The sequence below is a fragment of the Rhodococcus sp. (in: high G+C Gram-positive bacteria) genome, from assembly GCF_049286785.1.
In the GTDB taxonomy this organism is placed as follows: domain Bacteria; phylum Actinomycetota; class Actinomycetes; order Mycobacteriales; family Mycobacteriaceae; genus Rhodococcus_F.
Genome location: NZ_JBAQEO010000266.1, coordinates 1 through 12,570, shown reverse-complemented (window position 1 = coordinate 12,570; position 12,570 = coordinate 1). Strand labels below are relative to the sequence as shown.

Below are 12,570 nucleotides of genomic sequence, written 5' to 3'. Positions count from 1 at the left end.
ATCCCGGCGGGAGTGTAACGAGACCGGCCGACACCACCAAACCGACTACACTCACCACCATCTCCTCGTCGGCCGGTGGCGGCGCCGGCGGCGGCGCCGGGACAGGGCTCGCAGCCTCACCGACCGCCGGCGCAGGGGCCCCCTCGTCCACAGCAGGCAGGGACGGCACCGCATGTGCCACCGGCTGATCACGGCCGACGGCCACCACCGTGACACCCACCACGACGATTCCGACGAGAACCAGAACGATCGCACCCGACCGCCCGGCGCCGAGGCGAGCGCCGCGCCAGCGCTCCGGCAACCATCCAGAGTACCAACTGCTTTCGGCCGACCACGTCGTGTCGTCCACGGCCTCGTCATCCCGAGTGGACGTCAGCCATTCCGGTGACGGAGGTGTGAGCATCTCCGTCGGGAGAATTCGCCGCTCTCCCGACGTGATGAACGCGAGACGAGTCCGCACCCTCGAACGCTCTTCTCCGATGCCCATGAACGCGACACTAGAGCAGTGATCGATCCGGTTGCCGCAGGTGACCTGGCGCCGGAATCGACCTGTGGATCAACGGCGGGTTGTGGATGAATCGACCTCGAGAGGCACCTCTGCGGGATCCGGGCACAGCACGACGCCGACGGCGCCAGCCCCGACGTGGGCGCCGATCACCGCACTGATGTCGGTGACGAGAAGGTCGCTGACCTGGGGAATCCTTTCCTTCAACTCCTGGGCCACCGCTTCGGCCCGACTCCGGGCCTGCATGTGATGCACAGCCACAGCCGTTCTGTCCAGACCTGCCCACTCCACGGCGGAATCGATCATCTTCGCCAGCGCCTTGGTGGAGGTGCGGGTCTTTTCCTTCAGTACCAGTCGTCCGTCGACGAGATGCAGTACGGGTTTCATCGCCAGCGCGGTGCCGAGCAGCGCGGCCGCGGCCCCGATCCTTCCTCCCCGGCGCAACTGATCGAGGCGATCCACCACGATCAGGCAGCGACCGCCGGCGGCCATGTCCACGGCCCGCCGGTACACGGTTTCGAGGTCGGCGCCGCTCTTCGCAGCCCTGGCGGCAGCCAGTGCCGGGTATCCCAAACCCATTGCGGTCGACTGCGAATCGACGATACGCACGAGACCGCCGAATTCCTGTGCCGCGCTGCGGCCGGCCTCCCACGTACCGGAGAGATGCCGGGAGATGTGAATGGCGAGAACGCCCGCGCCTTCGCTCGATTCCAGCGCCTCGGCATACGTCTCGGACAGCTCGCTCGGGGAAGCGCCGGCAGTCGTGACGCCTGCGAGGTCCTCGGGTATCTCGTCGATTCCCTCCCGGAAATCTCGTCCCGCACTCAATATGTGCAGCGGCGCAACGCGGATCCCATACTCCTGAATGTGTTCGGGCAACAGGCACGCCGACGAATCGGTGACCACGACAACGGGCATCGGACTTACTCGGTCCCGCTCAGAAGAACGTCGGGTTCCGGGTCGTCGGCAGCGGTCCTCGCGAGTAACGCATGAAGCATCGACTCCGCCACCCGCCGATGACCCTCCCAGCCCCAATGGATGCCGTCAGGATTGCCCTCGTCGCTGAACACGTTGTCGCGCACCGCGTCCGCGAGGTCGACCAGGGGAACGTCCTTGTCCTGTGCCCACGCGGTGATGGCGGCGACGGCACCCGGCCTTCCCGAGTGAACCTTGCCGTAGGCCTCACTGCGGTGCACGGACGGCAACGTACCGATCACCGGCAGTTCCGGTCGCATGTACGCGAGCGCCGCCCGGGAACTCTCGAGGTACTCGACACTCAGCCTCGGCGGTAACGCCACCGGCCAGCCGAGCGGGGAGAGCCGGGGTTGAAGCCACTGGTAACCGGCACGCACGACCCTGCGCACGGAGGGCGGGCGGATGTAGCGCAATTGCTCGCGAATTGCCGTCGGAAGCGGCGAGGGGAGCGAATCCATGCCGCCCACCGCGAACACGACCGCAGCAGCCCGGGGGACCGTGGCCCACACACGTGGGTCCTGCGTCAGCGCCCACCAGACGTCGCGACTGGTCCACCCGATCCGGGCCACCAACTCCACATCCCAATCCAATTCGCGGGCAACGATGTTGGGCCAGATGTCGGGATGATCGGATGGCAGGCCGCCCTTCGGCCCGTAGTACGAAAGCGAATCAGCGAGCACCAGCAATACGGGGCGCCCCTTCGAACCGATACCCGCGTCAGAGGATGTCACTGGCCACACTCGCAGACGCGTTCCACACATCGAGGCGCCACCGGAGCGAATCGCCACTTCCATGAGCACTCAGCTGCACCCAGCTGGTGTTCCCGAGGCCACCGAGCACCGGCCAGCGTTCCAATGGCAACTCCAGCAATGCTGCGGTCAATGCGGCGATCAGCCCACCGTGGGCCACGAGAAGCACGGGCTGCTCCCCCCAGCCCTCGTGCTTTTCGAGCAGTTCGGCGATCACGGGCCGACTGCGACGTGCGACGTCGAGTCGGCTCTCACCTCCCGGCGGGGCCCATGTCGCGTCATTGCGCCAGGTGGCACGGGCACCGGGCGAGTGCACGTCGACCTCGAGGTGCGTCAGGCCCTGCCACTCCCCCAGATGCGTTTCGCGGAGTCGCTCGTCGATCTGCACCGGAAGCCCGGCATCGTCACCGACCTCGACCGCGGTGTCGTAGGCACGCCGCAGGTCCGAGGACACGATCGAGATGGGCTTGCGGCCCACGAGCGCCACCGCCGCGGTGCGGGCCTGCGACCGGCCCAGCGCGGACAGGTCGGTGTCGAGTTGTCCCTGCATGCGGTTGTCCGCGTTGTATTCGGTCTGACCGTGGCGTAGGAGGATCAGGCGCCGCGGTGCTCGTGCGGCTGCCGTCACTGCTCGGACTCCTCGCCCTTCACCGCATCGGACTCCGCTCCGTTCGGCGTGGCTGCGACCGGACGATGCTCACCGATGCCGTCGACCGGAATGGTCGGGCAGTCCTTCCACAACCGGTCGAGCGCGTAGAAGTTGCGCTCCTCGTTGTGCTGGACGTGGATGACGATGTCGACGAAATCGAGCAGAGCCCAACGACCTTCGCGGGTACCCTCACGCCGCACCGGCTTGTGACCTGCCTCACGCAAGCGTTCCTCGATATTCTCGACGATCGCGTTGACCTGCCGTTCGTTGGGCGCAGACGCGATGACGAAGCAGTCGGTGATGACCAACTGCTCGGAGACATCGAGCACCACCACATCGGACGCCAGCTTCTCGTCTGCTGCGACTGCCGCGATGCGTGCCATCTCGATGGCTTCGGTCGTTGCGCTCACTCGATGTTCTCCCATGTTCTGTGGAAACGTGCTAGTTATCGGTCTTGTCAGGAGCCGGTTCGGACATCGTCATCGATCCGTCGAGACGCTCCGAATCCGGCGGGCGATACAGGTTCCGTTTGGAGATGTACTGGACAACACCGTCCGGTACGAGGTACCACACGGGACGATGCTGGCTGGCACGCCGACGACACTCCGTCGAGGAGATCGCCAGGGCGGGGATCTCGATCAAGGTCACCGCGTCTTCCGGCAGCGCGTCAAGGTGGCCGGCCAGGTGTTCGGTGTGGAGATCGAAGCCCGGCCGTGAGACCCCGACGAACTTCGCCAGCGAGAACAGTTCCTCCCAGTCCTGCCAGGACAGGATACTCGCCAGCGCGTCCGCACCGGTAATGAAGTACAGCTCGGCATCGGGGTGGTACCGGTGCAGATCGCGCAGGGTGTCGACCGTATAGGTGACCTTGCCCCGGTCGATGTCCACGCGGCTGACCGAAAACCGGGGGTTCGACGCGGTGGCGATGACGGTCATCAGATACCGATCCTCGGCCGGGCTGACCTCCTTGTGCTCCTTCTGCCACGGCCGGCCGGTGGGTACGAACACCACTTCGTCGAGACCGAAACGATCGGCGACTTCGCTGGCCGCCACCAGGTGTCCGTGGTGAATGGGATCGAACGTGCCACCCATGACGCCCAAACGACGCCGTCGCGCGTCCCCTGATCCCTGTTTCACGAGTGTCGAGCTTACGTGCTCATACGGGAAGCAACCCGGCGACCACCGACGCGAGCTGCTGCGCCGACCTGCACTCGTGCATGCTGATGACCTCGTTGTAGACCTTCGCCGCGGAGTCGCCCGACCCCCACTGCCCTCGGGGCTCGGGATTGAGCCAGTGCGCATGCTTGGCGACCGCCACCAGGCGGGCCAGCGCCTCGAGGTTCGGATCCCGGTAGTTGTTGCGACCGTCACCGAGAATCAGCAGCGACGTCCGCGAGGTGATGGCCGGCGTGTACCGCTCGGCGAACACACCGAACGCGTTGCCGTAGTCCGAATGCCCGTCGTAACCGACGAGGTCGGCCTCGCGGATCATCCGTGACATCGCGGTACCCAGGTCTGCGCCCGTGTCGAAGAAGCGGGTGACCTCGTCGGTGGTGTCGATGAATGCGAATACCCGGACCCGCGAGAACTGCTCACGCAACGCGTGGACCAGCAGCAGGGTGAAATGGCTGAACCCCGCGACGGAACCCGACACGTCGCACAACACCACCAGTTCGGGCCGGGCGCGCCGGGGTTTGCGCTGGACCAGATCGATGGGAATGCCACCGGTGCTCATCGACTTCCGCAGGGTCCGCCGGAGGTCGATGGAGCCGGCCCGGCTGCGGCTACGCCGAACCGCGAGCCTGCTCGCCAGCAGTCGCGCCAGAGGCGTGATGTTGCGCTTCAACGCGGTGAGTTCGGCATCGGAGGCACGGAGGAAATCGACCTCCTCCGCGAGCCGCGGCACTCCGTAGGACGCGACACGCTCCTTGCCGAGCGTCTCCGCCGAGCGTCGTCGCGTCTCCTTCTCGACCATCTTGCGGAAATCGGCGATCCGCTGGGCAGCGGTGCGCTTCGCGACCTCGGACTCGTAGCTCTCCGCGGCCTCGGCGTGACCGCCGTCCTGATTGCCCAGCAGTCCGTCGAGGATCTTCGTCAACAACGTCTCGGGTGACACGTCACGCAGCGCCTGGTAGGCGGAGAACGACGGGCCGTTCGCCGACTCGTACCGGCCGAGTTCCTCGACCATCTGGGCAGTGAGCAACTCGGTGAGTTCGAGTGCCTCCGGCGATCCGTCGACGAGCAGTTCCGCAATCAGCTCGCGCAGCGCGTCGTAGTCGATCTCCCCGGCCGCGGTGCGCGGCAGACTCGTGTCGATCGTCCCGTCCGCCCTCGTTCCCACAGCCGGCGGAAACCACAGATCGAACAGGGCGTCGAACGTGGATCGATGCGTCGGGCGACGCAGCACCGCACACGCGAGGCCCTCCCGGAGCGACTCACGGTCGAGCAGGTCCAGTACCGACATCACCCGTCCGGCGTCGACGGTCTCGGACGGACCGACCATGATGCCACGCCGGCGAAGTGCTTCCACGAAATCGACGAGGTGTCCCGGCAGCCCGTGCGGCGCTGCCGGACCGGATCGGCTCGATCGGGAAGTCGGGGGACCACCAGCAGCCATGGGACGCCCTTCAGTTCAGTCGCAGCTCGGCAGCTGCCCGCTGCTGGTCCGATTGATGCTTGAGAACCACACCCATCGTGGCACGGACCGCATCGTCGTCGAGGGTGTCGAGGCCCAGTGCGAGGAGGGTGCGTCCCCAGTCGATGGTCTCGGCCACCGACGGCAGCTTCTTGAGTTGCATGCCCCGCAGCACCCGGATGGTCCGGACGAGTTGCTCGGCAACGGCCTCGGGCAATTCGGGGACACGGCTGGCCAGGATCTTGCGCTCGAGTTCGGCGTCCGGGAAGTCGAGGTGCAGGAACAGACAGCGCCGCTTCAACGCCTCCGACAGCTCACGGGTGGCGTTCGAGGTGAGCACGACGAACGGCTTGCGGGTGGCGGTGATGGTGCCGAGTTCGGGAATCGTGATCGCGAAGTCGCTGAGCACCTCGAGGAGCAGTCCCTCGATCTCGACGTCGGCCTTGTCGGTCTCGTCGATGAGCAGCACCGTCGGTTCGTCGCGGCGGATCGCTGTCAGCAGCGGGCGCGACAGCAGGAATTCCTCGGAGAACACATCCGCCTTGGTTGCGTCCCAGCTGTGATCACCGCCGGACTGAATCCGCAGGATCTGCTTCGCGTGGTTCCACTCGTACAGAGCGCGGGCCTCGTCCACGCCCTCGTAACACTGGAGTCGGACCAACTCGGCGTCGGTAGTTTCGGCCACCGCTCGCGCGAGTTCGGTCTTGCCCACCCCCGCGGGCCCCTCGATGAGGAGCGGTTTCCCCAGTCGGTCGGCGAGGAAGACGGCCGTTGCGGTCCCCTTGTCGGCGAGGTAGCCGGTCTCGGCGAGCCGGGCGATGACATCGTCGACGCTCGCGAACAACGGCGTCGTGGTGGGCAGGGCGCGATCCACGCTCGCTCCTTTCGGGGGGCGGTGAACAGGTCGTGGGCTGTGGTGTCAGGCCGGGCGGGCGGTCAGGCCGGGCGGGTGTGTCCGTCGCCCCATACGATCCACTTCGTCGAGGTGAGCTCCGGTAGCCCCATCGGACCACGCGCATGCAGTTTCTGGGTGGAGATACCGATCTCGGCTCCGAAACCGAACTGCTCACCGTCGGTGAAGGCGGTGGACGCGTTGACCATCACGGCAGCGGCGTCGACACGGGCGCTGAACTCACGAGCAGCCGCCAGGTCGGACGTCACGATCGCCTCCGTGTGGCCGGTGCCGTAGCGATCGATGTGTTCGACCGCGGCATCGAGATCGTCCACCACCTTCAGCGCGACGTCCAGCGTGAGGTACTCCTCCGACCAGTCCGCCTCGGTGGCCGGCACCAGTCCGGGCAGATCGCCGTGCACGGTCACGCTGTGCGTCCGCAGCGCCTGCAGGAGCCGGGGGACGGCCGTCTCGGCGATGCCGGCGTCGATCAGCACGGTCTCCGCCGTGTTGCACACACTCGGACGGCGGGTCTTGGAGTTGAGGATAATCCGCTCGGCCATGTCGAGGTCGGCCGCGGAATGAACGTAGACGTGGCAGTTGCCGACACCGGTCTCGATGGTGGGAACCGTCGCGTCGCGTACCACGGCGCTGATCAGTCCGGCGCCGCCGCGCGGAATCACCACGTCCACCAGACCCCGCGCCTGGATGAGATGGGTGACGCTCGAGCGGTCCTTGCTGGGCAGCAACTGGACGGCATCCTCCGGCAGTTCCTGCGCGGCCAGTGCGCTGCGCAACGCCACAACCAGCGCGGCGTTCGACTTCGCGGCCGACGAGGAGCCCCGCAGCAGTGCCGCATTGCCCGACTTCAGCGCCAGGCCGAAGGCATCGACAGTGACGTTGGGCCGGGCCTCGTACACCATGCCCACCACACCCAGCGGCACCCGGAGCTGTCGCAGCTCGAGACCGTTCGGCAACGTGGAACCGCGCACCACTTCACCGATGGGGTCGGGCAGGCCGGCCACCTGCCCCAGTCCGGAAGCAATCCCCTCGACTCGTTCCCGCGAGAGCCTGAGACGGTCGAGCAGGGATTCCTCGGTGCCTGCCGCCCGCGCCGACTCGATGTCGGCCTCGTTCGCCGCGAGGACGGCGTCGGTCGCGACGAGGACGGCGTCGGCGGCGGCGTGGAGCGCCGCATCCTTCTGCGCGGTGGTGAGCTGCGCGAGGATCCGCGACGCGATGCGGGCCCGACGAGCGGCTGTGTGGACAGCTTCACGGGTGTCCACCGCTGCGCCGGCCGACGAGGTGGAAGTCACTGCACTCATGAAGACAGCCTATATACCCAGGGCCAGGGGAACGATTCGTCCCAGCCGCCCTGAGTCGTCCAAGGCGTTCCCGAGCGCTGGATCCGGCGGTTCTGCACATCCTTTGCTAGGGTTATCGCTCTTACAGCTGGTAGTCCCGGGCCCCGCAGGGGCACGTGACCATGCCACGTGCCAGAGCCGAGCGGTGGGGGCCGCATCGCGCCGAAGGGTCCGTGAGCCTCCGAACCCGACCAGCACATCGGCCGTGCGGGCGACGAAAAGATGCGTGCATCAGGTACGTGCCCCGCGTGGGCGATGGCTGCGCTGGGGAGCGCAAGACATGAATGCACCAGATCACTCGATTACCGCTGCCGAGATCGCGGACTCGCCACACGTCACACGTCACCGTGACGGACGAGGCGTCGGTCAAGAGGGCAGTCAGGGCGACCATGCTCGGCAATGCGATGGAATGGTTCGACTTCGGTGTGTACGCCTACCTCGCGACCACCATCGGAAAGGTGTTCTTTCCGGATGCCAGCGGTACCGCGCAACTACTTTCGACGTTCGCGATCTTTGCTGCCGCATTCCTCGTCCGGCCACTCGGCGGGGTGTTCTTCGGCCCACTCGGCGACCGGATAGGCCGCAAGAAGGTACTCGCGACCACAATCATCCTGATGGCGGGAAGCACCTTCGCGATCGGCCTGATTCCCGGCTACGGCTCCATCGGGCTCGCTGCGCCGATCCTGCTTGTGGTGTTCCGGCTGATCCAGGGCTTCTCCACCGGCGGCGAATACGGCGGCGCGAGTACCTTCGTCGCCGAATACGCACCCGACAAGCGGCGCGGATTCTTCGCCAGCTTCCTCGAGTTCGGAACACTCGCCGGCTATGTGGCGGCTGCCGGTCTCGTCACGATCATCAGCAGCGTCGTCACGCCCGAGGCGCTGGTCGACTGGGCCTGGCGGATTCCGTTCCTGCTGGCCGGGCCGCTCGGCCTGATCGGACTGTACCTGCGACTACGACTCGAGGAGACTCCGGCGTTCCAGCAGATGATGCAGGCCGAAGAGCATTCTCTCGCAGAGGAATCCGCCGGGGCGAAGCTCCGTGAGACGCTGATCGACAACTGGCGGCCACTCATGCTGTGCATCATCCTGGTCGCCACCTACAACATCGCGCACTACGGTCTGCTCAGCTACATGCCGACCTACCTCTCGAACACGCTGGGCTACGACGAATCACACGGCCTCGTCCTGATGATCGTCGTGATGATCATCATGATGGTGTGCATCAGCTCCGTCGGAAAGCTCTCCGACAAAGTAGGCCGTAAGCCGTTGCTAATCCTGGGTTTCGCCGGGTTCTTCGCACTCTCGCTGCCCGCCTACCTGCTGATCGGTGTCGGCAACTACGTCACCGTTTTCCTCGGACTGGCAGTCCTCGGCTCACTGCTGCTGCTCTTCGTCGGCGTCTTTCCGTCCGTGCTTCCCGCACTGTTCCCCACCGGCACCCGTTACGGCGGGCTGGCGATCGGCTACAACATCGCGGTGTCGATATTCGGCGGCACGACTCCATTGGTCCTCACCGCGTTGCAGGACGCCACCGGGAGCCACCTGGTGGCACCGACGTACATGATGGCCGCCGCCGTCGTCGGTGGTGCGGCGGTGCTGCTGATCTCCGAGTCCGCTCGCAAAACCGCTCGACGGATCGCCGCCTGCCGTGTCGACTCAGGCGGAAGCGCGGACCGTTCTGCGACGGCTCCGCTCGGGCCGGGTTTCCCTCAGGAAGACCGCCGGCCAGGACGCGGCAACCCTCGACGGGCGATAGTCTCTGGCTGTGCCCGCTCCCAGCATCGTCGTCGTCGGCAGTGTCAACATGGACCTGGTGACAGCAGTCGAGCGACTGCCGAAGCCCGGCGAGACGACCCTGGGCAGTTCCTTCGGCACGATTCCGGGTGGCAAGGGAGCCAATCAGGCGATTGCCGCCTCCCGTGCGGGCGGTAACGTCACCTTCGTCGGCGCCGTCGGTTCCGATACCTTCGCGTTGGAATTGCGTCAGACCCTCGTGGAGGCGGACGTCGACACCGCCCACCTTCGCGAGGTGGAGGGGCCCAGCGGAATCGCGTCCATCACCGTCGATGCGGCCGGCGAGAACAGCATCGTGGTGGTTCCCGGCGCCAACAGTGCCGTCACCGAATTGCAGCCCGTGGAACTCGACGCGATCGCGGCGGCTGATGTCCTGCTCTGTCAACTCGAGATTCCTCTCGGGACCGTGGTGGCGGCAGCCCGTCACGCCGCGGCGAACGGAACGCTCGTGATGCTGAATCCGTCTCCCCCGCAAACTCTTCCCGAGGACTTGCTCGCACTGGTCGACGTGCTCCTCGTGAATGAGCACGAGTCCGCGCACTTCGGAGCCGAGGCCACCGCGGATGTGGCCCACGTGGTGACCACACTCGGTGCGGCAGGCGCGGTGTGCCGCCACGGCGGCGCCGTGCTCCGGGCCGAGCCTCCGCGTGTGGCCGTGGTCGACACGACCGGCGCGGGGGACGCGTTCGCGGGAGCGCTCGCAGTGGCCTGGGCGGAGGGACCGGAGACGGCTCTCCCCTTCGCGTGTGTTGCGGGCGCGCTCGCCGCCACCCGGCGCGGCGCTTCGGCCTCCGCACCTACCCGGACCGAGATAGAGAGTGTGCTCTCCCGCTGACCCCACACCCGCCTGTCGCCCCTCTCGTGCACCATGGGGGCATGACCACCACCACGGAAACCGCACTCCGCTCCGAGGCCGAGCGGCTCCTGCGCCAGCTCGCCGGACCGGACGCCACCCTGCGGGACGATCAGTGGACCGCCATCGAGGCGCTGGTGGTGGGACGCAGGCGGGCGCTCGTGGTCCAGCGGACGGGCTGGGGTAAGTCGGCTGTGTATTTCATCGCCGCGAAGCTGCTGCGAGCGGACGGGCACGGGCCGACGGTGATCGTGTCCCCGCTGCTCGCCCTGATGCGGAATCAGGTGGCCTCGGCCGAGCGGGCAGGCGTGCGGGCGGCCACGATCAATTCTGGCAACGTCACGGAATGGGACGACATCCACGCGCGCGTCGCGGCGAACGACCTCGACGTTCTGCTGGTCAGTCCCGAGCGCCTCAACAATCCGGACTTCCGTGACCAGGTGCTTCCCGCGCTCGCCGCCGATGCGGGCCTGGTGGTGGTCGACGAGGCGCATTGCGTATCCGACTGGGGTCACGATTTCCGGCCCGACTACCGGCGCATTCGCACCCTGATCGCGGAACTCGGAGAGGGTATTCCCGTCCTCGCGACCACCGCGACGGCCAACGACCGGGTGGTCACCGACGTGTCGACCCAGCTGGGAGTGGGTGGAGGCGAGACGCTCGTCCTCCGCGGCGGTCTCGAACGTGATTCGCTCCACCTGGCGGTGGTGCAGATCCCCGAGGCCACCGCGCGGGCCACGTGGCTGGCCCGGAAGCTGGACAGCCTGCCCGGGTCCGGCATCATCTATGCCCTCACCGTGTCGGCCGCCCAGGATCTGGCGAGCCTGCTGTCGGAGCAGGGCCACACTGTCGCCGCATACACCGGGCAGACCGACGCCGCCGAACGCGAGAGTCTCGAGCAGGATCTCCTCGACAACAAGGTCAAGGCCCTCGTGGCAACCTCTGCCCTGGGTATGGGCTTCGACAAACCCGACCTCGGTTTCGTAGTGCATCTCGGCGCCCCGTCCTCACCCATCTCCTACTACCAGCAGGTCGGGCGCGCCGGACGATCCACCGACCGCGCCGAGGTGATCCTTCTCCCGGGCACGGAGGACAGGCAGATCTGGAGCTATTTCGCATCCGTGGCGTTCCCGCGCGAACACGTGGTCCGGCGGGTCATCGAGGTCCTCGACCCGGAGCGTCCGCAATCCACCCAGGCACTGGAACCGTTGGTCGAACTGGGCCGCACCCGGCTGGAGATGGTCCTGAAGGTTCTCGACGTCGACGGCGCCGTCCGCCGTGTCCGGGGCGGCTGGATCGGCACGGGGGAACCATGGACGTACGACGCCGAGCGTTACGAACGTCTCGAACGCGCCCGCGAATCCGAGCAGCAGGCGATGCTCGACTACCAGCGGATCACCACCTGCCGGATGACGTTCCTGCGTGAACAGCTCGACGATCCGGGTCTGGCGGCAGGCGCCGCCGGCTGCGGACGCTGCGACAACTGTACCGGGGTCCATCATGACACCACGGTCGATTCCGAGGCTGTGCAGCAGACCCGGGCACGCCTCGAGAGGCCCGGCGTCGACTTGGCGCCGCGGAAGCAGTGGCCCACCGGTCTCGCGAAACTTGGCGTGAAGCTGTCGGGGAAGATTTCCGACGGACCGGAGCCCGGCCGCATGTTGGGCCGGCTCACCGACCTCGGCTGGGGTCAGCGCCTTCGTACGCTGCTGGACGGGCCGGACGGCCCCGCGCCCGACGGCGTCGTGAAGGCCGCCGTCGCGGTGCTGGCGGCGTGGGACTGGGCCGAGCGGCCCACCGCGGTCATGGCCGTCGAGTCGGACACCCACCCTGCACTGTCCGCCTCGGTCGCCGAGCGGCTGGCCGAGGTCGGGCGCCTCGGGAACCTGGGCATCCTGCAACGGCGCCCGGGGCATCCGCCGGTGTCCGCGGCGAACTCCGCCTATCGAGTGGCTGGCCTCGTCAACGCATGGGAGGTTCCGCACCTGCCCGACGCCACCGGTCCGATTCTTTTGATCGACATGCTGACCGACACCGGATGGACCCTGACGATGGCTGCCCGGACCCTCCGGCAGGCGGGCGCGCCTGCGGTTCTGCCCTTCGCGCTGGCGGGGGTCAAATAGCCTTCATATTTCGCGGGAGGTTCCGCTGC

10 protein-coding genes and 2 pseudogenes are annotated in these 12,570 nt (G+C 67.1%); 3 read left to right on the top strand and 9 right to left on the bottom strand.

The genetic code is table 11. From position 1 onward, the window contains the following. From WAW17_RS10635 to WAW17_RS10595, 9 genes and pseudogenes are all read right to left on the bottom strand, one after another. Positions 1 to 487 (bottom strand): annotated as a pseudogene (locus tag WAW17_RS10635) (ComEA family DNA-binding protein); the annotation flags it as partial. A gap of 69 nt (positions 488 to 556) precedes the next feature. Beyond that, a complete protein-coding gene (locus WAW17_RS10630; RefSeq protein WP_422332945.1) occupies positions 557 to 1,423 on the bottom strand; it encodes a DegV family protein in 867 nt (288 codons plus the stop codon). Between the two features lie 5 nt (positions 1,424 to 1,428). Further along, on the bottom strand, positions 1,429 to 2,211 hold the full coding sequence (gene octT, locus WAW17_RS10625; protein WP_422332944.1) for a diglucosylglycerate octanoyltransferase: 783 nt from the start codon (positions 2,209 to 2,211) through the stop codon (positions 1,429 to 1,431). Continuing rightward, a complete protein-coding gene (locus WAW17_RS10620; RefSeq protein WP_422332943.1) occupies positions 2,198 to 2,857 on the bottom strand; it encodes a histidine phosphatase family protein in 660 nt (219 codons plus the stop codon). Before WAW17_RS10620 ends, octT begins: the two co-directional genes overlap by 14 nt. Then, positions 2,854 to 3,288: a ribosome silencing factor gene (rsfS, locus tag WAW17_RS10615; RefSeq protein ID WP_422332942.1), complete on the bottom strand. Its 435-nt coding sequence runs from the start codon at positions 3,286 to 3,288 to the stop codon at positions 2,854 to 2,856. The genes WAW17_RS10620 and rsfS overlap by 4 nt, the downstream gene beginning before the upstream one ends. Positions 3,289 to 3,319: 31 nt before the next feature. Continuing rightward, positions 3,320 to 4,015, bottom strand: a complete 696-nt coding sequence (nadD, locus tag WAW17_RS10610) for a nicotinate-nucleotide adenylyltransferase (protein WP_422332941.1) — start codon at positions 4,013 to 4,015, stop codon at positions 3,320 to 3,322. A gap of 19 nt (positions 4,016 to 4,034) precedes the next feature. Beyond that, a complete protein-coding gene (locus WAW17_RS10605) occupies positions 4,035 to 5,495 on the bottom strand; it encodes a vWA domain-containing protein (protein WP_422332940.1) in 1,461 nt (486 codons plus the stop codon). A 10-nt stretch (positions 5,496 to 5,505) separates the two neighbouring features. Then, positions 5,506 to 6,387: an AAA family ATPase gene (locus tag WAW17_RS10600; RefSeq protein ID WP_422332939.1), complete on the bottom strand. Its 882-nt coding sequence runs from the start codon at positions 6,385 to 6,387 to the stop codon at positions 5,506 to 5,508. 62 nt (positions 6,388 to 6,449) lie between these two features. Next, on the bottom strand, positions 6,450 to 7,730 hold the full coding sequence (locus WAW17_RS10595) for a glutamate-5-semialdehyde dehydrogenase (protein WP_422332938.1): 1,281 nt from the start codon (positions 7,728 to 7,730) through the stop codon (positions 6,450 to 6,452). A 319-nt stretch (positions 7,731 to 8,049) separates the two neighbouring features. Here WAW17_RS10595 and WAW17_RS10590 point away from each other — a divergent pair. The 3 genes and pseudogenes from WAW17_RS10590 (at position 8,050) to WAW17_RS10580 (ending at position 12,541) form a co-directional block, all read left to right on the top strand. Continuing rightward, a pseudogene (locus WAW17_RS10590) lies at positions 8,050 to 9,527 on the top strand (MFS transporter). A 48-nt stretch (positions 9,528 to 9,575) separates the two neighbouring features. After that, positions 9,576 to 10,400 carry a ribokinase gene (locus tag WAW17_RS10585; RefSeq protein WP_422332946.1) on the top strand — a complete coding sequence of 275 codons (825 nt, stop codon included), beginning with the start codon at positions 9,576 to 9,578 and terminating at the stop codon, positions 10,398 to 10,400. Between the two features lie 41 nt (positions 10,401 to 10,441). Next, complete coding sequence (locus WAW17_RS10580; RefSeq protein WP_422332937.1) at positions 10,442 to 12,541, top strand: RecQ family ATP-dependent DNA helicase; 2,100 nt, start codon at positions 10,442 to 10,444, stop codon at positions 12,539 to 12,541. The last annotated feature ends 29 nt before the right edge of the window (positions 12,542 to 12,570 follow it).